This is a genomic window from Pseudomonas sp. UBA1879 (genome assembly GCF_002338065.1).
In the GTDB taxonomy this organism is placed as follows: Bacteria; Pseudomonadota; Gammaproteobacteria; order Pseudomonadales; family Pseudomonadaceae; genus Aquipseudomonas.
The window spans coordinates 115960-139654 of the sequence record NZ_DDHJ01000025.1; the positions used below are offsets into that span (position 1 = coordinate 115960).

Here is a 23695-nt window from a genome sequence, read left to right on the forward strand (position 1 = left end):
CTGTAGGAGTGGGCTTGCCCGCGATTGCGATGTTTCGGGCGGTGGGGGTGTGTTGGCTGTAATGGCCTCGTCGCTGCCGTCGTGCCTCCGGCGTCTCCTACAGGGTTTGAGGTGTGTCGGGGAGGTGTAATCGACGCAACATCTGTAGGAGTGGGCTTGCCCGCGAATGCGATGTTTCAGGCGGCGGGGGGTGTGTTGGTTGTGCTGGCCTCGTCGCTGCCGTCGTGCCTCCGGCGTCTCCTACAGGGTCTTGGGTGTGTCGGGGAGGTGTGATCGACGCAACATCTGTAGGAGTGGGCTTGCCCGCGATTGCGATGTTTCGGGCAGTGGGGGTGTGTTGGCTGTAATGGCCTCGTCGCTGCCGTCGTGCCTGCGACGGCAACGAAGGGAATGTGGATTGGAATACCGTTTTCGCCATGGCCGAGCCTTTGAACGTGCCCAAAACAATAATGTGATGCCCGATTTGTCTTCCTTATGATTTTCAGCTCCTACGCCTTTCTTCTCGGTTTTTTTCCGGCGGTTTACCTGCTGTTCGTGATCCTGCGCGTCTGGCGGTTGGAACGGGCGGCGTTGGCGATGATTGTCGTCGCCTCGCTGGTGTTCTACGGCATGTGGAGCTGGCGGTATTTGGGGCTGTTGCTGGTGCTGATCGTCGTCAACTTCGTGCTGGGCAAGTGCCAGGTTCGACATCGAGGCAGCCCGCAGGCGAAGTTCTGGCTGACGGTTGCCGTGGTGTTCAATCTCTGCGTCCTCGGTTACTTCAAATACGCCGGGTTCTTCTTCGGTTTTCTGCCGTCTGCCGCCACGTGGCACATCATCCTGCCGCTGGGAATTTCGTTCTTCACGTTTCAGAAAATCGCCTGGCACGTCGACCTCTACCAAGGTCGCCTGAAAAACACCGGCAGCGTCTTGCAGTACAGCTTTTTCGTGTGCTTCTTCCCGCAGTTGATCGCAGGCCCTATCGTCCACGCCCGCTGGCTGTTCCCGCAGATCGCCCGAGGCTGGCTGAGCCGACCGCTACCCTGGCAACTGGGCCTGACGCTATTGACCTTGGGGCTGGTCAAGAAAGTGCTGCTGGCCGACCCCTTGGCTCCCGGCGTGGCAACGCTGTTCAATGCCGCGCAAGGCGGCGAGGCCTTGAGTGCGCCGCAAGTGCTGCTGGCCGGGTTGAGCTACGGGTTGCAGCTGTATTTCGACTTCTCCGGTTACGCCGACATGGCCATCGGGCTGGGGTTGATGTTCGGCATCAAACTGCCGGCCAACTTTCGCTCTCCTTATAAGAGCGCGTCCATCGTCGAGTTCTGGCGGCGTTGGCATATCACCCTGTCGAGTTTCCTGCGCGATTACCTCTACATCCCCTTGGGCGGCAATCGCAAAGGGCGGCTGCGCGCCAACGGCAATCTGATGATCACCATGCTGCTGGGCGGGCTGTGGCACGGCGCAGGGTGGCAATTCATTCTGTGGGGCGGCATTCATGGCGTGCTGCTGGTGATCAACCACTATTGGCGTTACCTGAGCGGTTGGCGCCTGCCGCGCCCGTTGGCGGTCGCGCTGACGCTGCTGGTGGTGATGCTGGCATGGATTCCGTTCCGCGCCGATTCATTGACCACCAGCCTGCACATGTTCGAACGCCTGACCGACTGGCGTTGGCAGGGCACGTTCGATGTGGCGACGTTGCTGACTGAAGTGGCCGCCATGCACATCGACAAAAGCTTGCCGGTGGTCTGCGCCTTGTTGCTGGCGCTGGCGCTGACGGCGCCGACCAGCCGCCGACTAAGCCTGATGCTCGGCCCGCTGGGGCGCGGTGTGTTTGTCGCAGTGGGGCTGTTTCTGGTGCTCAAAGCGCTGGCCGGTGCGCCTGATCGCGCGTTTCTGTATTTCAATTTCTGAGGCCGACGATGAGACGAGTCGCTGCCGTAAGCCGTTTCGTGTTGGGCCTGATACTGGGGCTTGGGCTGGTCGTCGGCCTTTGGTTGCTGCTCCTGGCCGGGCAGGCCAAGCGCCCGGTGCCGACCACGCAATGGGTCGATCAGGCCTTCGCCTACAAACTGGCGATTGCAGACGCGATCAAGGCGCCGAAACTGGTGGTCGTTGCGGGATCGGCGGCGATGTTCGGCATCGATTCGGGGATGCTGGAGCGCGCTATCGGCAGGCCTGTGGTCAACCTAGGGGTCAACGCGGGGGTGCTGTCGCCGTACATCCAGCACTATGCACGGCAGGCCATCAAACCGGGGGACTGGGTGCTGCTGCCGGTCGAGTACCCGATGTACAACGGGCGTTATTCGATCAACTACCCATTCCTCGATTACTGGTGGGAGAACCCCGGTTTCCGTCATGTGGACGTCAACGCCGCGCAGCTGGGGCAGGTGCTGTGGCTGACGCCGCTCACGCGGGTGCTGAGCGGCTATCGCGGGCTGCCCGAGGGTTTCGCGGTGAGCGGGCTGTACGGGCCGCAGAACCTTGATCAGCGCGGCGACCAGTTGCACAGCGAAGCGAGTCAGCAACAGGTGTGGATGCGCGAGTTGGTCGAGCGGTCTGAAGTCGAACGCTACGGCGCCGACGCCCATCGCTGGAACGCCAATTGGGCAAGCTGGAAGGCCTTGGCCGATGAGGTGACAGCGGCAGGTGGCTGTGCGCTCTTCGTGCCGCCGCCGATGCTGGACCGACCTGCTTATCACCAAGGCCGTGAGTTGCGTTATTACCAGTCGTTGCCGGAACAAGCCCGTGCCCACGGTTTGAACTATGTGGGGTCGCCGCTGGAAACGATGTACCCGGTAGAGCGTTTTTTCGACACCAACTATCACTTGAATGCTGAATCACGCCAGCTGTATATGCGGCAGTTGCTGAGTTGGGCGGTGCCTGAGTTTTCCAAGTGTGCGTCCGCGCATTAATGATGGAGTTAATGTTTGCCAGCGGTGGCCGAAGTTCAATGCCTTCACAAATAAACACCCTCGAACCACCCCGTTTCCTCGCTGCAAAAGCTGACTTCGGAATCGAGTGGAAGATTTGACACGCCTCTGAAGCCCGCATATTTCCAAGCTTTGCTTATTTTCTGGCGCTTTTTCCAGGCGTTCTTTAGGCGACGGCTTACTTTGACGCCATTTAAAGAACGCCTAAATACATGCTTGGCTAACGAATTCTTTTTGACACGGGTGCGCTGCTTTTAGTTGGCGTGAGTGTGTCGGCCCATAGAAAGTTATCACCGTAGATACCTTGGTTTTTTGTAATAGAGAAGCCTACTGTAGTGCTGTGTCCGAACTTGATACACCCTGCGCGTTTTAACTAAGCGCGTTGTTTAATTGTCGATAATAAGAACGGATAAGTCGTTTCCTCATTGGAGCAGCACATGACAACTCAAACAGATGTAGCGCAACTTTATACTGCCTTTTTTGACCGCGCCCCTGATGCAGCAGGCCTGGCTTACTGGGTCGGCCAGCTGGACAGCGGGGCTATCAATCTTGCCCAAATGGCCAAGAACTGGGTCGACGAACAACCTGAAGGCCAGACCAAATACCCGAACGGCACCACCGATGAGGCGTTCATCTCGGCTATTTATAGCAACGTGCTGGGCCGTTCCGCTGACACCGAGGGTGCGCAGTATTGGCAGACCCAATTGGCATCCGGGGCCGTCAGCCGTGACGTGTTCATCCAGGCGATCATCAGTGGCGCCCACGCCAACACGTCCGCCCAAGGCCAGCTCGATGCCAAGCTGCTGGACAACAAAGCAGCGGTTGGGATCGGTTTCGCGGCGCAGGGTGTCAACGACACCACGCTGGCGGCGAAGATTATCAACACCGTCACCAGCAGCGATGACAGCCTGAGCAGCGCACTGTCGCTGATCAAATTGATTCCCGCTGGCCAACTGACTTCGGCGCAGGTCACCAGCATCGGCAGCACGCTGGACAAAGTCGCGCCATTGATCACCGCTCAACCTGGCGAGCAGGGCGACTTGGCGACCTACCTGAGCACTGTAAGCGCGGGTGTGACCTCGTCCACCAACCTCGACACGCTGTTGACCAAGATCGGCACCGTGGCGACAGCGGCCCTGACCGATACTCATGCACTGGATAATCCTGCGACGCTGGGTCAGAACGATGTGGCGTCGGCAACGCCGGGCACGGGTGGCGGTGGCGGTGGCGGGACCGGGCCGACGGACCCGACCGGGCCTGTCGATCCAGCCCCGACGCTGACTGCAACGAACGATCAGGGCGTGTTGAAGATCGCCGGTAACAGCACAGCCGATGTGCGCGTCGACATGACGGCGCATAAAGTCACCTCTGGCGACGCTACGGTGGCAATCGTTGGCGACGCGACGTTCACCGGCGTGGATGCCACTGGCTACAACGGCTCGGTGACGGCGGTGGGCACGGTCAAGGAAATCGTGTCGAACAGCCCGGTCTACAACAACGTCGATCATCTGGAAGTGGTCGATACGTCGTTCGCGATCCTGACCTGGGCCAAGTACTACCTGGATGGCGTGGTGGACAAGATCAGCGTCGTCGGCAATGCCGCCGGGACGCTTTCGGTGGATGGCTACAACGAGCTGGTGGCCCTGACCGGTGACCATGCGTGGTCCTACGACATCCGTGATTCGGTGAGTGAGATCAACGAGGCTGCAGACACTGGCGCATTGCTGAACACCTCCACCATCGTCGTTGCCGACACGCTGGCGAATCTGCAGACCGACGCGGGCGCGCAGGCGATTGCAGACCATCCCGGCTACATCGTGCGTGACACCTACGCTCATATCTCCGGGGCGACCGGTGCCGATGCAACGTTCCTGGCCGGGGCGTCGAGCAGCATCGTTCATGACTCCGTGGCGGGCGTTCAGGCGGCCTTGGCGGCCAGTGCCATTCCAGGCGGCAGCGAGTACGAAGTTCAAGACACGGCGACGAATCTGCTGGCGATCAACACCACCGATCCGACCTTCCTCAAAGGGCCTTCTTCGGTCACGGTGACAGGCGACGACGCAGGAAACCTGAGCCTTGCGCAGCGGGATGCGCTGGGTAAGGTCACGGACGATGACTTCTGGGCCTACAGCATTACGGACACGGGTGAAAACATCGTTGCCAATGCACAGGGCACGCATTCGGATTACCTGCAGCACGCGTCAGAAGTGACGGTGAGCGATTCGGTGACGCTGGCGCAAGTCGGCAAGGTGGCTGCAATCCCGACGCTGGATACGTCGAACTGGCACTTCTCGATCGTCGATACCGTGGCCAACACCGCCGACTACGTGGCCAACGGCATCAACGGTCTCGCGTTGACTGCCACAGCATCCGACGCCGCTGACCTGCTGGACGGTGCTATCAGCGAAGGCGCGGTGACGATGTCGTTCGCCGGGCTGAGCAGCGCCGCGACCTTCAGCTTCGATGGAACGGGGTTCGGCAGCACGGAGCCGGTGGACATGTTCAATAACTTCGCGGGCGCGACCGACAAGATCGATCTGCACGCCTTCGGCCTGACCGGGCAGGACACCTTGTCACTGGATCCGGCGGGCAACCACACGATCACCGACGGGCACTTCGCGCTGCTCAAAGGCGTTGCGCTGGTTGAGGGCGTGTACACCGCATCCACCGGATCGGACGCCGGGACGCTGGTCATCTGGGATGCCGACACCACAACAAACGCGATCAAACAGGTAGGCGTGTTCGTGGCGGATGCCAATGTGGATGTGTCGCACCTGGTCACTGCCTTGCCAGCCTGATAAGGGCCAGACCTGCGCGCGCGGTGCGTCATGTGCATCGTGTGCGCAGGGTTTGCCACACCTTCCCCAAGCCCGGTTTTGCCATCGCGCTCCCTTGCCTGCGAGCGGCGCTAAACCCGGTGTCCCCCCGATTTATCGGCCTAGCACCTTGCGATACACCGCCAGGGTCTGGCGGGCACATTCTTGCCAGGTGTAGTGCCGGGCGCGGGTGAGGCCAAGTTCGATTTTCTCTTCGCGCAGGGCCGGTTGGTTCAGCAGAGCCTGCATGGCCGCGCTGATGCTGTCGACGTCGTAGGGATCAACCATCCATGCAGCGTCGCCCGCGACCTCGGGCAATGAGGTGCTGTTTGAGGCAATGACCGGGCAGCGGGCCGCGAAGGCTTCGATCACGGGAAGGCCGAAGCCTTCGTACAGCGAAGGGAAGGTCAACGCTACTGCGCTTTGCAGCAGCGCCATGACGTCAGATTGCGGCAGATAGCTCAGCCAGCGGCCTTCGCCGCGTTGTTCCAGGGCGTGCAATTTTGGCAGCAGGTCTTCGTTGTTCCAGCCGTCGCGCCCCACGATCACCAGCGGGTGCTCTTTGCGCACATCGGCTGGCAGTTGCTCGAACGCTTGCAGAATGCGTGGCAGGTTCTTGCGCGGTTGCAGGGTGCCGACGAACAGGAAAAACCCCGGTTTCAAGCCATGTTTGGCCAACACGGCATCGCGGATTTCGCTGTCGATACGCTCGAAGTAAACCGGGTCAACGCCCAACGGCGTCACGCTGATGCGATCCGGGGGCAGGCCCAGGTGTTCGACCATGTCCAGCTTGCTGAATTCGGAGATGGTGATGATGTGATCCGATTGCCGGATCGCTGAATTGAATAACCAGCTTTTCAGGGCGCGCAGGTCGTTCTTGATCCATTCCGGGTGCACCATCGGGATGACGTCCATGACGCTGGAAATCGTCCGCACGCCGGCAATGCGCGGGATGTGGTGGTCAGGGGCATGAAAGAGGTCGACGTTTTTGCGAATGGCTGCGGAGTTGCGCAACGGCAGTTTCAGAAAACCGCTCAGCAGCGCGTGCACTGGAAAGCGTGGCGCCAGTTGCTCAGGCTGGCCGCACGGCAGGGTCGGCAGATCGCGTCCGAATGCGTACGGTTTGATGTGCACATCTGTATCGACTGCGATGTTGCTAAGCCCTTGCCACAGCGCGCGTGAATAAGTGCCGATGCCGTCGAGGTGTCCAGCTCGCTCGCCGGAAGCCCAAACGGTGCAGCCCAAGCCAATTTCCATGTGTTGTCGTACTCGAATCAAAGTGTCAGGCGAAGGGCGTTGCCGCCGCAGTGCATTGGCCCGCGGCGGTGAGGTCGTTCAAGGGTGGGTCTTGACCTGCTCGCGCCAGTAATCCAGCAACTGACTCAGGGTCGTCTCCAGAGGGATCGCCGGTTGCCACCCCGTGGTCTGTTTCAGCAGCGTGTTGTTGCCGGCTGCGATCGGAATGTCGGAGGGGCGCAGACGCTCGGGGTCTTGTTCCACGGTGATCGGCATCCGGCTTTGCTTGAGCAGCAATTCCAGCACGTCGCGGATCTTGCGGGATTGACCGCTGGCAATGTTCAGGCACAGCGGATGCCCCGGTTTGCCCGCCAGGTTCAGCAACTGAATGTAGGCGTCGCACACGTCTTGCACGTCGAGAAAGTCGCGAATGGCTTCGAGGTTACCGACCTTGAGCACCGGCGCTTGCTGGCCCGCTTCGATCAAGGCGATCTGACGGGCGAACGAGGCCGTGACGAAATCCGGGCTCTGTTGGGCGCCGATGTGGTTGAACGGGCGCGCGATCACGCCGTCCAGACCCTGACGGAAATACTCGCGAAACGCATATTCCGCCGCGACTTTGCTCGCCGCATAGGGGTTCAGCGGCTGGGGAAGGGTGTCTTCCTCCACCGCAATACCTGACTTGAAGGCCGCGCCGTAGACTTCCGAGGAACTGGGGAACAGCGTGAAGGCGTCGGGCGCGTGCTGCCGGATCGCTTCGAGCAGGTTCATGCTGCCGATCACATTGGTCTGCCAAGTGAGCAGCGGCTCCTTGAAACTGGTCGGTACGTGGGAAATCGCCGCCAAATGGATGATGTGCGTTGGCTTGGCATCGGCCACGGCCTGCGCCAGCGCACTGGCATCACGGATGTCGCAGGTGACGTACTTGTCGGCAATGCTCTGTGCAGGACTGACATTGCCCCCTAAGGCGAGCACTTCGTAACCGGCGCCTTGCAGGCGGCTGGTCAGAATTTTGCCAACGAATCCGTTGGCCCCTGTCAGTAGTAGGCGTGGCACGGTGTCTTACTCCTTCACTGGAGAAATCAGGTCAAGCTGCTCGAGCCAGAGAGACAACGCTGTTCGCAGGTTTTCACGTTCGTAGCGAAGCAGGTTGCGATGCCCTGCGGCAACCATGGCTTCATACAGCCCCGGTTCGGTGTTCAGGAAATGTGCCGCCATGGCAAAGTCCACCGGATCATCGCTCTCAAGTAGCAGTCCGCCTTCTCCCAGTGTGTCGGGAATGTTCGAGCGAGCCTGTGTGACCACAGGAAGCGAAGCATAGTTCGCTTCCAGCAGCGGCATGCAGAAACCCTCGTGGGCGCTGGCGCACCAGTATTGATGGGCGGTGTGGTACAGCCAGCGCAGTTCGGCTTCAGAACATTTGCCCACCAGCAGCACGCTGTCTTGCAGGCCCAGATTGCGCACGTGTTGGTGCAAACCGCGGGCATAGGCCTCGCTGGTGGTGCCGCCGACGATGATCAGCCGTTGCGCGGGCTGTTCGGCCGTTCCCTGGTTTTGCAGGAGGTGGTAGAACGCCTCGATCAGCAGGTATTGGCGTTTGTTCTCTGCTAGACGACCCACTGCCAGATAAAAGCGCGTGTCGTCGGGCTGCTGGCGCATGAACGCCGGTTGGCTTTTGGTGCCTTCAAGGCGGCGGGTGTCGACCAGCAGGGGCAAGGTTTTGCTGCGGGTGTAACCGGCTTCCACCAGTTCGCTTTCATTGAGCGGCGAGTCGGCCAGCGCGTGGACGAATTCTTCCCGCCATTCCCGCAATTGCTCCAGGCCCAACTCGGCGTAACGGCGCAGGCCTCCGCCTTCCGGGAAGAACTCGGGGGGCGTGATGTTGTGATAGACCATCGCCTTTGGGCATTTCTGCTGCAACAACCAGCGGCCGTGGTCGTGGCCCATGGAGTGGTGATACATCAGCAGCGAACATTGGGACGAGTGGAACGTGCGCGCAGGCAGCACCTGTCCGGCCATCTGGTCGGGAATCGAAAAGCTGTAGATGTCCGATTCGAACCCCAGATCGCGCAGCAGGCTGCGGGTGAACAGCAAACCGTTGGTGACCCCATCTCCCGCTGCGACCGTTGCTGCAAATTGATCGATACGCTTGTTGGTCATAGCTGGCCCTTGCGAGCCGTGACCGCGTAATCCTGCGGACCGTAGAACAGTGCATCACAACGACGGGCGACTTCGCTGTCTTCGTTGAGGGCGTATTCACGCGGGATCGGGTTCAGGCGGTGTATTTCGACATTCTCGAAGCCTTTGAACTCGACCAGGAACTCGGTGAACGCAGGCGGCAGCGGGTGGATGTGCGTCGGGTCGGTGTGGAAATGCGTTGCTGCGCTGATTATGTTTTCCGGGTTCGGCGTCTCGAAAATGATCGTGCCACCGGGCGCCAGAACGCGCTGGCATTGGTCTAGCAGCATGTTGAACTGCTCGAAACTCAAGTGCTCGATCACATGGAACGCAGAAATGGCCGCAACGCTGTTTTCCGGCTGTTCAGCCAGCCAGACCAGCGCATCCTGTTGTACGGCTTTGAGGCCTTGTTCGTGGCAGGCTTCGACGTTCATCGAGTTGAGATCGATGCCGATGCGCGCGTAAGCCTCAGGCAGCATGTTCAGCCATTCGCCACGACCGCAGCCAATGTCCACGAGCGGCAGACCGGCCGTCAGCGGGGCGATCTTTTCCAGAATCGGCAGGTAATACGATTGACGCTCGCGGATGGTTTCAGCATCGCCACGGAAGCGGTTCTCGAAGGCCAGATAGAAGCTGTCCGGAATGCTGCTCGGCACCAGATTCGAGGCGGCCGGTTGAGTGGCGACCACGGACGACTCGGCAGACACCGGCGTTGCCACCTGACGCGGGGCGCGTTCCAGATGGCCGAGGCGGGCGCGCAGTTCCTGGTGAACCAGGCGCTGCTGGTCCAGTTCGGCTTCGAGCCGTTTGATGTAGTCGGTTTGCTGATCGAACGCGACGTTCTGCGCATCGAGCGCACGTTGCTGACCATCCAGCGCGCGTTGCTGCGCCTGAAGATAACCGTTGAGCTCGTTCGCGTAATGGCCGAGCTCTTCCAGGTGCTCATTGTGAATCTGGATCTGGCGGGCCTGCTGCTCGATTTGATCGCGCTGAGCCGCCAGGCCATCGTTTTGCAGTTTGTGCTGGCGGGTCAGCAGGTCCAGACGCGCAACGTAGTAACGGCTGCGGGATTCCGTAGACGCAATGGCGTAGGCGTTCAGCAGCAGCTTGCCCACGACCGGGATGCGACGCAGGGTGTTCTTGAGCTTGGCTTTGCGCAAACCGTGGACTTCAGCACCGTGCGCGATGCCTTCCGGCGAATAACGCAGGCCTGCCAGCACTTCGAATTTGTCGAAGCCGGAGCGCAGTTGATGCAGCCCCTGCTGGATTTCACTGCGCTCGGCCTTGCGGCCCAACAGGCTTGGGTAGGCGGCCAACAGTAGCGGCTCGTCTTCCAGCTGGATCAATTCCATCCAGCGGTAAGGACGGTCGAAGACCGGCGCCGGGGAGGGGTCGAAAGCCGGCATCGGCCGTTCGCGGGTGTCCAGCTTATAACGCTGAACCTCTGCTTCAATTCGGCGATTGAGTTCCTGGAAGTCGAGGTCAGGGTTATTGGGTATCAGCATTGCTTACGGTTCCGTCGGTGGTCTCGGTCGGGGCGGGCAGTTGTTCCAGCGTTGCGGCCAGATCGCAGATGCCGCCAAAGAAAGTCCCGGTGATGCCGGCGACTTCAAAACCGATGGCATTGTCGTGCCAGTGATAGCAGTTGGCGGTATGGTCGGCGCCATCGTGCAGCGCCAGGGTAATGGTGTACTTGCCAGGCGCAAGGCGCATGGGGAACCGATAACGCAGGGTCCGCCGCTCACCCGCCTTCATGGCGATCGGGGTATTCAGGTAGTGGCTGTTGGTGCCGAAAATGTCCTGACCGAAACGGTCGCGGATCATCAGGCCCAGTGACACGTCATCGAGGTCGTGATCAGCCGCGATGACCACGTCGAGCACCCCGGTATCGCCGCTGGCGAGGATCGTACTCTGGGAATTCTGCCCGACGAAGGTGACGCGCTCCATGTAGGCCTGACGCGACCCGTAGCCATGCTCTTCGATGTGCTTGCGTTCGCTGTAGTCTTCGTCGTCGGCGCCGAGCAACTGGTTATAGATGTTCACCGCATCTTCCGGGTGACCATCGGCAACCACATGCCCGCCGCTGAGAACGATGGCCCGGTCGCAGATCATCTTGACCGCATTCAGGTCATGGGAAACGAAGATGATCGAACCGCCCTTGGCCCGGAATTCCTTGATGCGACGCATGCATTTCTGCTGGAAGTGGCCGTCACCGACCGACAGGGCTTCGTCGATCAGGAACGTATCGGGGTCCGCGTGGATGGCGATGGAAAACGCCAGGCGCATGTTCATGCCGGACGAATAGGTGCGAATCGGCTCGTGGATGAACGGCCCCAACTCGGAAAACTCGACGATGGCGTCACGGCGCTCGTCGATCTGCTGGCGGGTCATGCCCAGCAGCAGGCCATTGCCGACGATGTTTTGCAGGCCGCTGAGGTTAGGGTCGAAGCCGGTGCCCAGTTCCAGCAGGCCGGTCACGCGGCCGGTGATCTTGATCTGGCCTGCGTCCGGCAACAGCACGCCGTTGAGCATTTTCAGCAGGGTCGATTTCCCGGCGCCGTTACGCCCGAGGATGCCCAGGGTCTCGCCGCTGGCAACCTGGAAGGTGACGTTGTCCAGTGCGCGATGAGTGCGATGGAAACTGCGGCGCAGGACGATTTCCTTGAGCCGGTGCCAGGGTCTGCTGTAGAGCTTGAACTCCTTACAGACATTTTCCACTTCAAGCATGCGTGCAACTCTTAATCGAAAAAGGGGGTGATTTCAGGAGGCGTTCGCAGCCTGAACGGCCGCGTGCGCTGAAGAATCAGGAGGCGGAGCCTAACATGAGTGAATGTTTCGAGCATCTGCGCGTCATTCAGCAGCGGTCGAAGGGACTCGCTCGGCGGTTCGCAAGGGGGCATGACCGGCGCCCACCGCGAGAACAACAGACCGCCTCAAGGCTCGAGAGGTTCGATCGACAGGCTGACCAGCCCCATACCGAGTGCGCGCTCATCCGCCGTCATGCCCAGTTGCGCAGGGCTGGTCGGGACGGGCACGTCGATCCTGACGCTGCTCGAGCGCAGCGGGTTATCGACCTCGAAGACCCGATCGGCGGCCTGATCGGTCAATGTGAACGGCGTGTGGCTGTCGCCGGTATGCAGCACGAACGCTTTGCCGATGTTCGGGCCGAAAGCGCTGGCCTTCAAGTGCAGACGGAATTTGTCGGGCAAAGGGCGAGCGAAGTCCAGGTTCACGCTGTTCCCTACCGACCAGGCGCCCCAGGCTTCTGGCGTCCACAGCCCGCTCACGCGGCTCACCATGTGGTTGGAAACGGGAAAGCGGAAATCCAGCTTCCGACCGTCATCGATGTTGGTCAGCGTAAAGCCGGGCATCACCACCTGCGGCCTGCCATCGGCGTAGGGCACATACGGACCGATGGAGAGTACCCAGTTTTTGTGGGCCGGCAGGCCCTTGAAGTCGTAGTGATTGTCGTCCGACACCTGCACGTGGGTGATCTCGGCGCTGTCCATGTAGAAGGTCGCCTTGAGCATCCCGCCCATGTCGCTGCCGATGACCACCACGTGATCGCGTTCGTCGGCGTTCAGGTATTGGCGGGCGAAGGTGCCCGCTCGATCAAAGACGTCAGGCACAAGATGAACACGCTGCTCGCGGGTGACCCATGTGTTCGACAGCACCATGGTTACCGGCATGACGCCATAAATGAACAGCACGGCGCCAACGCGAGGCGACCAGGCCCATGCACCCAATGCGACCAGCCCGGCAAGCCCCAGCGCATAAAAGGTCGGAGGGTTGACGATCAAGCCGAAGATTTCCGGACCATCGATGAAATTGGGTTTGAAGGGCTCCAGTTGCGTAGCGATGCCGTACAGCATCGGCAAGGCGATGATCACTGCAAGCGCAAGTCGCCATTTGCGGCTGCTGGCGGAGGAAGCGTTCGTCAGCTGCGACGCGACCACGATCCACAGCAACGGGAACATGAAATCGTAGTAGCGCATGTGAAGGCGACTGATGGATTCGAAAACGCTGGAGTTGACCACGGACGCGGAAAACAACGCGACCACCGGGAGCAGATTGGCCACTAACAGCACCGCGAGAATCGACAGGCGTCTCGCAGGGTCCGGGCACTCTCGGGTACGCAGCGAGGAAAACCCTCGCTGCAACGCCACCGCCAAGGGCAGGGCCATGAGCAGGCACACGGCGAGAACATGGCCGCCCAGGCTGATCAACGCTAAATGGGCCAGTTCGATCACGCGGTCCAGGCCCGTCGTGGTGGTCGAGGCAATACGGTTGTAGGAAGGGCCGAAGAACGTTAGCCCGGCCGGCCCCACGATCAGCAGGCTGATGCCGAATTTGGCGATAAGCCCCCCGAGCAGGAATACCCCGGTGTTCCGAGCGGCCGTCGCGACAGGTCGATCATGACGGCGCGTCGACAGGTAGCCGATGTAAATCAGCAGGGCAGGGACGAACAGCATTGAATGGGGTTTGACCAACGCCGTGCACCCGAGGATAAGCCCGGCGATGGCCCAGTCTGTCCAGCGCTCGGCGATGGCGCGCGACATGCACCAGACGAAAACCCAGAACCCGAAAAAGTACAGCGCTTCTGGCATGAAGTGGGCGGTGTAGATGTTGATCGGCGCGGCCATCGCGCACAGGGTGATCAGCAGCGACGGGACGAATGACGCGACGCGTCGGGCCACCCAATAGATAAAAGGGGCCGAGGCGACGAAAAACAACGCATTGAGCATCCGCGCGCAGCCGAGGAAATCCGCTCCGCAATGGCTCGTCAGCCGGTAAATGGCGAGGTAGAGGTAGCCTGGAATCAGCGAGTCGGAGAGCGGCTGCAGGCGGGAATAGCGGCTGTACGTGTATTCATCGCCAAACACAAAGGGATACAGGCCGCTGTTTTTCAGAAGAAGGAGGAAGAATACGAAAGCGATCAGTGCGAGTAGCGCGTAGGCATTTCTGTGCTGTTGCGTGAGGCGGGTCATACACCATCGTCCATTGTTTGCCACGCCTGAACAGCGAGCGAGCTGAAACCTGTTCCGGTCCGGATCGACTGTCGACGCCGCGCGAGGCCGGGAAAGCGAATACGTGATTGAAAAAACGCAGGATGTTAACAGGCCAGGCTGATTAATTCAGGTTTACAAACACCGGCCTGTGCTGCGGCGGACGGCCTCAATGAGGCCATCGCGCCGCAGTCACCTGATCAACTCAACCAGATGCCGCCGTCCAGGGCGGCTTTGGTGTTGTTGAGGTTTTCCTGGCTTTCCGAGAACGACACCAGCACCTCATTGGCTTTCATGCCCTTGGCCATCTGAGTGTTCCAGTACTGATAGCCTGCTTCGTCAGCGCTGCGGTGCAGCACGTGCAGGTAGTAATTGTTGATGATCGAGTTTTGATCCTGACCCGGATTCAAAGTCTTGAACTCGGCGCTGTTGACGAAGCTCTGCGCGATCTGGCCAAGGTTCTGGCCCTGATCCATCTCGGCGATCCAGTATTTCAGTCCGTCAGTGTCCGGGGTGCGGTCAAAGGCGGCCTGATACAGGCGATAGGCCGAGCCCGCATTCTGGCCTGCCTGAACATCGAGGGCGAGCGAGCTGCCGTCGCCGAACTCCAGACGTTCGATGTTGATCAGCGTGTCGATCTTGCCAGGTGTGATGACGGTGTGGCCGGTGGACGTGGCTTTGATCACGGCGGTGGTTTTGCCGCTGTCGTACCAGACCGTGTCGATGCCGCCGTTACCGTTGAAGGTGTCGTTGCCGGTGTAGCCGTAGAAATCATCGTTGCCGTACGAGCCGATGAAGGTGTCATTGCCTTTGAGTGCCAGCGCGCCAATGGCCACGTCGTCACCCGCCAAGGCGTAGTTGAGCAGCGTGTTATAGCTGGTGCTGAGGCCTGTGACGCTGAAGACCGGTTGGCCGCCCTGCATCCAGTTCAGGCCCGTCAGTGTGCCCCCTGTCACACCCGATGCGCCGTAGGTAAACCCGAAGCCCGAGTAGTTCAGGGTGTGATAACCGTCAGTCAATTGAAACGCTGACGAGTTCGCGTAGGAAAGGTAGGTGTAGGGGTTATACCAATCGTCCAGATCGTAAACGTTGATCGGCAAGTTGTAAGTCACAGTGGTCATGGAGGAGTCCTTCTCCGTCAAATCAATTGGCCATTATGCAATAGCGGACGGATTTGACGTCAAAGCCCCGACAAAGTGCAACTCAAACTAATCCGGTCTCTTCGTCATCGATCAAATTACTCAACCCACCCAATGCCACGCGAGCCCGGTTACGGTCCATCAACTTGGCCTGCGCGGCAGGGGGGAGGTCAGTGATGCGCAGTACGCCTTTGTTGGTCAGGACTTGAATCAGGTCGTCGAGTACCCGAATCATTTCGATGTCGCTGAGCTTCAGGGCGTTGAGGCTGTTTTCCACTGATTCGTTGGCGAACCATGCCTGGATCTCGTGATCGTCGGCGGGCAAGGTCGCGGTGGCCTCGGCAAAGCTTGTGGCTTCGACCCGCACCAACGCTCCCTGGGCATTGCGTTGAACGTGAAACATGGTTCGTCCTCGGTAATCCGAAAACTGACGACCGCCGAAGCGGTCGCCAGCGGGCTATCAGTGGTGATCGACCTTGATGGTTGCCGCGTCGCCGCCTGCGATCAATGAATTGATCGTAGTCGATGACGAGAAGTGCACGTTGTCCAGCTTGATCGTCACGTCCGCATTGGCCAGACCGCCAGCCGCATTCAGTTGGCCTGTGGAGCTGACGGCCAATTGAGCGGAACCGTCCGATGCGGTCGTCAACTTAAGGAAGTTGTCGATGGTCGCGTCCGATTCGTTCTGCAGCAGGTCGCGCAGGTCGATGCTGTCCTTGTCGGTCTGGCTGAAGCCCTTGATGACGTCGATGCCGCCGTTGGTGTTGAGGTCGCCCTGCTTCCACACGAACGTGTCCGCCCCCGGACCGCCCACCAGAATGTCGTTGCCCTTGCCGCCGATCAGGATGTCGTCGCCGCCCTGGCCGAACAGGATGTCGTCGCCATTGCCGCCCAACAGCGTGTCGTTGCCATCGGGCAGGCCAGTGGTGTTCGAGCTGTTGGTGAGCGTGGCCACGTCATCGACGTGGCTGGTGATGAACTGGTGCAACGCCTTGTCGGTGATCGTCGACACGTCGACTTTCAGTGTGTCCGCCGCGAATGCCTTCAGTGCCGAGATGCCTTGCAGCGCGGTGCCTGCCTTCGAGGTGTAATCGACCAGGTCGCCGAACAGGATGTCGTTGCCGTCACCGCCGTTCACCGTGTCGTTGCCCGGGCCGACCAACGTTTCTTTGCTGAGGATGGAATCGCTCAGTTTGGAGACGTCGATGCTCGACTGCGAATGCTGGTTGCTGTCGTAGTCATTGAGCACCGTGCTGGTGACCGGCGTGTTCTTGGTGTTGTTCAGGCCAATGGCTTCCACCGCCGTGTGAGCCTCGGTTTGCAGCGAGGCGAAGGCGGCCTTCGACTCCGCGCTGACGTCGCTGGTGGTGTTCGCGCCGTCACCGCCGGTCGCGGTATAGACGTTTTTGCCTGCGCTGCCGTCGACCGCACCGATGATGCTGGAGCTCCAGTTACCGTTCTTGTCCTGGACGTACTGATAGACCTCACCGTTCGCCGTGATGATGGTCACGCCGTTGGATTTCAGGGCCGTGCCTTGTTGCCAACTGCTCAGCTTCTGATCGAGCGTCACGTCGTCGCTCGTGTTGTTGTAGAAGTCGATCAACGTCGGGTGCAGCGTGGCTTTGCTGTCGACGGTGAAAGTCGGCGAGCCGTCGGTGATGAAGTACGTCAGGTTCTGGGCATTGGTGTTGCTGGTGGCCGCCGAGCTGGTGAACCAGTTCTGCGTGGCCTGGAACACCGCCTCGTAGTTGGTGCCACCGCCACTGGTCATGCTGTCGAGGAAATTGGCTTTCAAGTTGTCCAGGTTGTAGTTCTTCAGGTCCAGCGTGAAGGACTTGTGCACGGTGCTGTCGAAATCCACCAGGAACACTTGCACGGTGCCTGCGCCAACGGTCGTCGCAGCGGCCTTGAGCTGATTGAGAGCCGATGTCAGCTGGGTTTTCATCTGATCCAGAATGGCGCTCATGCTGCCCGAGCTGTCCAGCATGAATGCGATGTTGTAGTTCTGACCGGCCACCAGTTTGATCGCATGCACGTCGGCCACGACGATGTCGTTGGCGGCGGTGCCGGTGAGGATGTTCGCGTCAGCCGTGCCTTCAGTCGTCTTGAACGTCCCGGCGTTGACAGTGATCGTGCTGCTGGCGGTATTGCTGTTCGCCTGGCCGTCATTCGCTACCACGTTGATGGTGCGCGTGCTGACGGTCGTGTCCGTGGTGCTGAAGGTGACGGCCTTGATCGCATCCTGGAAGGCCGCGAGGGTCGCTGGCGCGGAGGTCGACGTGCTGGCCAGCGTGACCACGCCGTTGCTCACAGTCGCCGAGACGCCATTGTTCAATGCCCACACCTTGGAGATGTCGAGGGTATCGCCTGTTTGTGCGGTGGCGATGCTGATCGTCACCGACTTCAGGGTGGTGTTGTCGACATCGGTCAGAGCCACGCCCGATTTCGCGGGGTTGCCGATCGGTGCACCGTCGCCGCCCAGGGTGTACGTGCTGGCGTAACCGGTACTGGATGCACCATCGGAGGTGTCCAGGTCGATGACGGGTGCCACGTTCGCCTTCACGGTAATGGTGCTGACTGCGGTGTTCGAATTGCCTGCGCCATCGTTAACCACGACGTTGAGGGTACGGGTGGCGTCCGTGTTGGTGGTGCTGAAGGTGACCGCTTTGAGTGCGTCCTGGAAGTCGGCCAGTGAGCTGCCACCGGCGTTCTTGCTGGTCAGCGTGAGGACACCGGCAGCGTTGCTGGTCACCGAGATGGAGCCTGGCAGCGCGCCGTACGCCAGGGTGTCGCCTGTCTTGAAGCCATTGATGGTGACCGTTGCCGACTGCAGCGTGGTGTTGTCGACGTCCGAAATCCCCACTGCACTGGCTATTGCCACCCCCTCATGCCCCAGGGTGAAGGTGTTGGCATAACCGGTTGCGGCCGCGCCATCGGCAGTGTTGAGGTCCAGCACGGGCGCATCGTTGACAGGCAACACGTTGACCGTCACATACGCCACGTTAGAGGTGTTGGCCCCATCGGTGATGGTGTAGCTGAACTTGACCAGGCCGTAGACATCTTTGGCAGGCGTGTAGATGACGTTGCCGGTCGCGTCCATGACCACGGAGCCGACGAGTTTGCCGTTGTCGAATACCGACGCCGGAGTTTTCGGATCGCCGCCCTGAAGGGAGTTGATCGTCAGCGTGGTGCTGTCCGGGTCTGAGTCGTTGGCCAACAGCGTGCTCGCCTTGATGACCAACGATTGATCTTCGAGCGTGGTCAGCGTGCCATGGGACGTCGGCAACGCGTCGCTGCCCAACACGCTATAGGTGCCGACGGTGTTGTTGGTGACCGGCGCCACCGCAACCTGAAGTTTTGCGTAGCCGCCCTGATCCCAATAGACGATCTGAATGTCATGCGACGTGCCGCCCGTGACCGTGAAGCGGGTTTCTTTGGTGGCGAGCGATGTGTTCGCATCGAAGGCAGCCACTTGTTTGCCGTCGATGAGCACGATGTAGCCGTCGTCCGCCGTTACCTTCATCGCATAGTTGCCAGGCGCAAGCGTGACTTTGCCGGACAGCTCGATGATCGCGTCACTGGTGGTGGTCTGGGTGCTTCCCTTTGTGTACACGAGCGAGGCCTGGTCGGCGCTGCCCTTGCCCAGGAAGGCGTCCAGGTTGCCGCTGCGGCCCAGGTCATTGCCGAAGGTGCTGCTCAGGTAGTTGACCGATGTCGACGTGAAAGAAGCATCGGCGTTGTGGCTGGCGATGAAGTCCATCGCCTGCTTGATGGTGCCCAGGTTCGGGCCATCGAAGCCGCTGCCGCTGCCTTCCTTGTAGCCGTAGTAGTTGCCTTGCAGGCCGGAAATCGAAGTGCCGACATCGTCGACGGCCACCGGTGGCTGGTTGACCACCTTGATCGACGTGGTCGAGCTCGATGTGGCATTGGACGTGCCGGTGCCGTCGTTGGCGACCACGGTCACCGTCCGCACGGTGTTGGTGTCCGGATGGCTGCTGGTGTTGCTGTAGGTGATGCCTTTGAGTGCATCCTGATAGTTGGCGTAGGTCGTCGACGCATTGCCCGTGAGGGTGATGACATTACCTGACTGGCTGACCACGATGCCGCCTGCCAGAGGGCCGGTGCCGATGCTCAACTTATCGCCATCCGCGGTGACAGGGTTGTTGAGGGTCACGGTGACGCTGGCGATCTTGTCACCATTGGCGTCACTGATCTGCACGCCGGTGTCGGCGATGGACACGGCCCCGCCTTTCTGGGTGAACGTGGTGCTGTAGTCGTTGCCTTTATGAGCGTCATCAGTGCCTGGGCCGTTGAGGTCGATCACCGGCGCAATGTTAGGCGCGATGGTGATCGTGCTGACGGCGGTGTTCGAGGCATGATTCTTGTCTTGCCCGTCGTCGGCGATGACGTTGATGTTGCGCGATGTGGCGCTGCTGTCGGTGGTGCTGAAGGTGATCGCCTGAATCGCTTTCTGGAAGTCGGCCAGGGTTGGGGTCTTGCCTGTGGCGGCCGTCAGGATAATCGAGCCATTGCTGTAGGCGCTGGCCACGACTGTGGACGGCATGTTGGCCGCTACGGCCGTCAGCAAGTCACCGGTTTTCGCGCCATCGATGCTGACGGTCACTTTGCTCAAGGTGGTGTTGTCAGCATCGCTCAGGCTGACGCTCGAGAGCGAGGTGGTGTTTGCGATGGCCACACCCGCATGCCCTGCAACGTAGCTGGCCGCGTAGCCCGTGCCATCTTGTGCGGTGTCAAGATCCAGGACCGGCGCGTCGTTGGTCGGGATCACCTTGATCGTGGTGGTCGCGCTGCCGACGGCATTGGTGCCGCTGCCGTCATCGACTTTCACGGTCACGGTGCGATCAGCGACGCTCGGATTGCTGCTGGTATTGCTGAACGTGATGTTTTTGATCGCGTTCTGAATGTCGGCCAGCGAGGTCGCCGAGGTGCCTTTCAACACGATGACGTTTGCTGTCGAGGTGTCTGCAGTGATGCCACCGGTCAAGGCGCCGAGGGTCAGCTTGTCGCCATCCGCTGCAACAGGGTTGTTCAGGGTAACGGTCACGGTATAGACGGTGCCGCTGTCCTTGTCGCTGTCGATCAGGGTCAGGGTGCTGTCAGCGATGGACGTGCCAACGGCGCTCTTCTCGGTATAACTGGTGACGTAATCGTTACCGGCATGTGCCGTGTCGGTGCCTGGCCCGCTGAGGTCGATGACCGGCGCGGCGTTGGCCTTGACCGAGATCACCGTGTTGGCCGAACCGGTATGGGTGCCGGTGCCGCCGTCATCGACCGTCACGCTGACGGTGCGGTTGCCCGTGCTGGTGGTGTCGGTGGTGCTGAAGGTGATCGCCTTGATGGCGGTGGCGTAATCAGCCTGCGAAGCCGTACCCGTCAGTTCGATGTGAGTCGCGCTCGACTTGGACGCATCGACGGTGATGCCCGTTGGCAGCGTGCCCACGGTCAGCTTGTCGCCGGTTTTCAGGCTGGCGGCGTCGATGTCGATGATGGCGCCTTTGATTGTGGTGCCATCCGGATCGGTGATCAGCGTGGTCGGTGCAGCGATGGCGACACCGGTGTGACCTTGGGTTGCGGTCGCAGCGAAGTCATTACCTGCAGCGGTCGGGCCGTTGAGGTCGATCACTGGGGCGTCGTTGACCGGCACCACATTAACCGTGGTGGTCGCGCTCGACGTCGCCGTTGCAGTGCCCGTGCCGTCATCGACGGTAATGGTGATGGTGCGCGGCGTCGTGTCCGGGTTGGTGCTGGAGTTGCTGTACGTGATGTTTTTGATAGCAGCCTGGTAATCCGCGAAGGTGGTTGCGCTGGTACCGGTCAGCACGATCTTGCCCGCCGTGCTGGTGTCGGCGGTGATGCCATGCAGACCAGCGAGGCTACCCAGATTCAGCGAGTCACTCGTTTTGGCGTTGGTCAGCGTGATCGTCACGGACTTCAGTGTGCTGCCGTCGTGGTCGGTGAGGCTGGTTTGCAAGCCAGCAATCGACACCGGATTACCTTTTTCGGTGAACGTGGTGCTGTAGTCATGGCCCAGCGTCGTGGTGTCCAGATCCAGCACCGGTGCGGTGTTAACCGGCTGGTGCACGATGACCGAGAGTGTCTTGGAGGTTTCGGCGTGATCACCGTTCTCTTTCTCTGTAGACGTGGCCGTGACCTTCAGGTCGAAGTTGGCTGTGCCGACCTTTGGCGTGATGGTCAACGAAGACAGCGTCCAGCCCGTGACGTCGATCACGCCGGTTGCGTCGGCTGTCACGCTGGTCTTGCCGTCAGTCAACACTGCGCCCGCAGGCACGCCGCTGATTTTAACGCTCAGCGTTTCAGAGCCGTCGGTGTCGGTCAGCGCCGGCGAAATGGAAACCAGCGAAATCGCTTTGCCCGCAGTGCCTTCGTTCAGTGGATAGCCCGTGTAGAAACCTTCAACGGCGTTGCCTTTGACGTTCAGCGCGCTGACGTCGATGCCGGCTGCCTGCAAGTCGGCAATCGAGTTGTAGGTCGGGACGCCACTGCTGCCCAGTGGCGTTGCTGCGCCGCCGTTGACCGACATCTGGACTTCGTAGTTGCCTGGGCCGCTCTGGTTGTAGTGATACAGCTCGAGGGTGTAATAGCCCGACACGCCTGGCGTGTAGGCGCTGCCGATGATCTTGCCCGACTGGACGTTCCAGCTGGCGGTCGCCACGTTGGTGCCACCGACGTTGATCAGCAGGCTGTCATCGCCGTGACCGCTGAAGGTGTACGACTTGCCCGCTTCGAGGTAGATCAGGCCCGTGGTCAGCGACCCGGTGCCTTGCGCGACATTTGTGCTCACGTAGTTGGCAACGGTAGTGGTGCTGTGTGCCAGGCTGCTGTTCGACGCAGCCGCGTCGAACACCGCTTTCAAATTGGCAGTCGGTTCGCCACCGCCATCGGTGTGCAGACCGCTCAGGTTGCCGACCCAGGTGACTTGCGTCAGACCGGTGGAAGGCAATGTCGGCGCGGGTGTCGCGGCATTGCCTGGCAGCACCGTCGAGCCCAGGTCCAAATTCGGTGCGTCGGCAATCGGCTTCACGTCGATGTGCAGAATCGCGTTGCTGCCAGTGACGGCATCTGCGCCCGAGCCGAAGACCGGCTTGAACGTGAGTTGTGCATAGTCCGGGCTGATGCCCGAGGCGTTGTGAACTGGCACGAACTGCAGCTGGTTGCCCGTGATGTCAGCCTTGCTGATGGTCAGGCCGTTGCTCCCCAGATCCGATGCCGTCAGCGTATGGCCCTTATAGACCAGCGAACCTGCGGTCGGCAGGGACGTGATCACAATGCCCGATGCTGGCGAGGCAGACGAACTGACGCCCAGCGAATCCCAGGTCACGGTTTGCGTCGCATCTTCGTCGCCGACGATGGTGCCGCCCGCTGCGCCTTGCACGTTGATCGTGGTGGTCGCCGAAGACGAGTGATCCTTATCCGCGCCGTCGTCCACGGTCACGGTGATGGTGCGTGGCGTGGTAACGGTCGAGGTGGTGCTGAACGTGATGGCGTGGATCGCGTCCTGGAAGTCCTTCAGCGTCGGCGTACCGCTCGCGCTGGCGGTCAGGGTGATCACGCCCGGCGAGGTTTCGGTGGCCACGACGCCATTGTTCAGCGTCGCCACTTTGGAGACGTCCAGTGCATCGCCGGTCTGTGAACCGCTAAGCGTGACCGTCGCGAACTTCAGCGTGGTGTTATCCACGTCGGTGACCGTGACAGCCGCTGCCGAAATCGCAACGCCTGCCTGGCCTTGAGTAACCGTGGTGGTGTAATCGACGCCGTTCGGCGTGCCGACGACCGTGTCGGGGCCATTGAGGTCGATGATTGGAGCATCGTTGACCGGGGTAACCGTGATCGTTGCCGTTGCGGCGCTGGCGCTGGTCTTGCCCAGATCATCCACGACATTGAAGTTGAAGGTCGTATCACCGTTCCAGTCGTGATTCGGCTGGAAGTACAACGTCACGGTGCCATCGGAGCCTGCGGCGATGGTGCTGTTGGCTGCGACTTTGATCGTCATCGCGGCATCGCTGTACAGCGTGCCGTTGTCCGGCAGACTGTTGATGACGAAGGATTTCACCGTGCCGTCGGTGTCGTTCCCGTGCAAGGTGACGGCGATTTGCGGTGCGTCTTCCAGACCGGTGGCCGAGCTGTTTTGAGCTTCAGGCGCTGCATCGAGGACCACCTTCGGCGTGTCGCTGGCCGGGGTTGACTTGATACCGTCGCTGACGGAAACCTGGATCGCAGGCAATTGGGTGCCCGCATTAACGGCCGCAATGCCATCGGCAGTCAGCAGTACGTCGTTGCCGCTGATGACGTAGTACTTGTCGCTGCCGTTAGTCAGCGTGACTTTCAGTTGGTCGGCAGGGGTGTCCGAGTCGCTGTAGGTCAGCTTACCG

The 23695-nt window shown here is 60.6% G+C and carries 12 protein-coding genes; 3 read left to right on the top strand and 9 right to left on the bottom strand.

What is annotated here, in order from left to right; all coding sequences use genetic code 11:
- The first annotated feature begins 474 nt into the window (after window positions 1-474).
- The 3 genes from B3N48_RS26285 to B3N48_RS26295 all read left to right on the top strand — a co-directional run bounded on the left by B3N48_RS26285 (window position 475) and on the right by B3N48_RS26295 (window position 5707).
- Window positions 475-1890 (top strand): MBOAT family O-acyltransferase, encoded by a 1416-nt coding sequence (locus B3N48_RS26285; protein WP_296188690.1) that lies wholly within the window; start codon window positions 475-477, stop codon window positions 1888-1890.
- Between the two features lie 8 nt (window positions 1891-1898).
- The gene (locus tag B3N48_RS26290) at window positions 1899-2891 is read left to right on the top strand and encodes a hypothetical protein (RefSeq protein WP_296188691.1); all 993 of its coding nucleotides are present in this window, start codon (window positions 1899-1901) and stop codon (window positions 2889-2891) included.
- Between the two features lie 455 nt (window positions 2892-3346).
- Window positions 3347-5707 (top strand): DUF4214 domain-containing protein, encoded by a 2361-nt coding sequence (locus B3N48_RS26295; protein ID WP_296188692.1) that lies wholly within the window; start codon window positions 3347-3349, stop codon window positions 5705-5707.
- A 132-nt stretch (window positions 5708-5839) separates the two neighbouring features.
- On the opposite strand, the gene B3N48_RS26300 is transcribed toward B3N48_RS26295, so the two are convergent.
- From B3N48_RS26300 to B3N48_RS26340, 9 genes are all read right to left on the bottom strand, one after another.
- Entirely contained in the window at window positions 5840-6982 is a 1143-nt protein-coding gene (locus B3N48_RS26300; RefSeq protein ID WP_296188694.1) for a glycosyltransferase family 4 protein, read from the bottom strand.
- A 78-nt stretch (window positions 6983-7060) separates the two neighbouring features.
- Window positions 7061-8017 carry a GDP-mannose 4,6-dehydratase gene (locus B3N48_RS26305; RefSeq protein ID WP_296188695.1) on the bottom strand — a complete coding sequence of 319 codons (957 nt, stop codon included), beginning with the start codon at window positions 8015-8017 and terminating at the stop codon, window positions 7061-7063.
- A 6-nt stretch (window positions 8018-8023) separates the two neighbouring features.
- A complete protein-coding gene (locus tag B3N48_RS26310) occupies window positions 8024-9121 on the bottom strand; it encodes a glycosyltransferase family 4 protein (protein ID WP_296188697.1) in 1098 nt (365 codons plus the stop codon).
- The gene (locus B3N48_RS26315) at window positions 9118-10644 is read right to left on the bottom strand and encodes a class I SAM-dependent methyltransferase (protein WP_296188699.1); all 1527 of its coding nucleotides are present in this window, start codon (window positions 10642-10644) and stop codon (window positions 9118-9120) included. The genes B3N48_RS26310 and B3N48_RS26315 overlap by 4 nt, the downstream gene beginning before the upstream one ends.
- Window positions 10628-11866 carry an ABC transporter ATP-binding protein gene (locus B3N48_RS26320; protein ID WP_296188701.1) on the bottom strand — a complete coding sequence of 413 codons (1239 nt, stop codon included), beginning with the start codon at window positions 11864-11866 and terminating at the stop codon, window positions 10628-10630. Before B3N48_RS26320 ends, B3N48_RS26315 begins: the two co-directional genes overlap by 17 nt.
- Before the next feature lie 206 nt (window positions 11867-12072).
- Entirely contained in the window at window positions 12073-14127 is a 2055-nt protein-coding gene (locus B3N48_RS26325) for an ArnT family glycosyltransferase (protein ID WP_296188702.1), read from the bottom strand.
- 218 nt (window positions 14128-14345) lie between these two features.
- Complete coding sequence (locus tag B3N48_RS26330) at window positions 14346-15266, bottom strand: DUF4214 domain-containing protein (RefSeq protein ID WP_296188703.1); 921 nt, start codon at window positions 15264-15266, stop codon at window positions 14346-14348.
- Window positions 15267-15348: 82 nt separating this feature from the next.
- Window positions 15349-15687, bottom strand: a complete 339-nt coding sequence (locus B3N48_RS26335) for a tryptophan synthase subunit beta (protein ID WP_296188705.1) — start codon at window positions 15685-15687, stop codon at window positions 15349-15351.
- Window positions 15688-15744: 57 nt separating this feature from the next.
- A partial coding sequence (locus B3N48_RS26340; protein WP_296188707.1) for a cadherin-like domain-containing protein occupies window positions 15745-23695 on the bottom strand: 7951 nt, incomplete at its 5' end.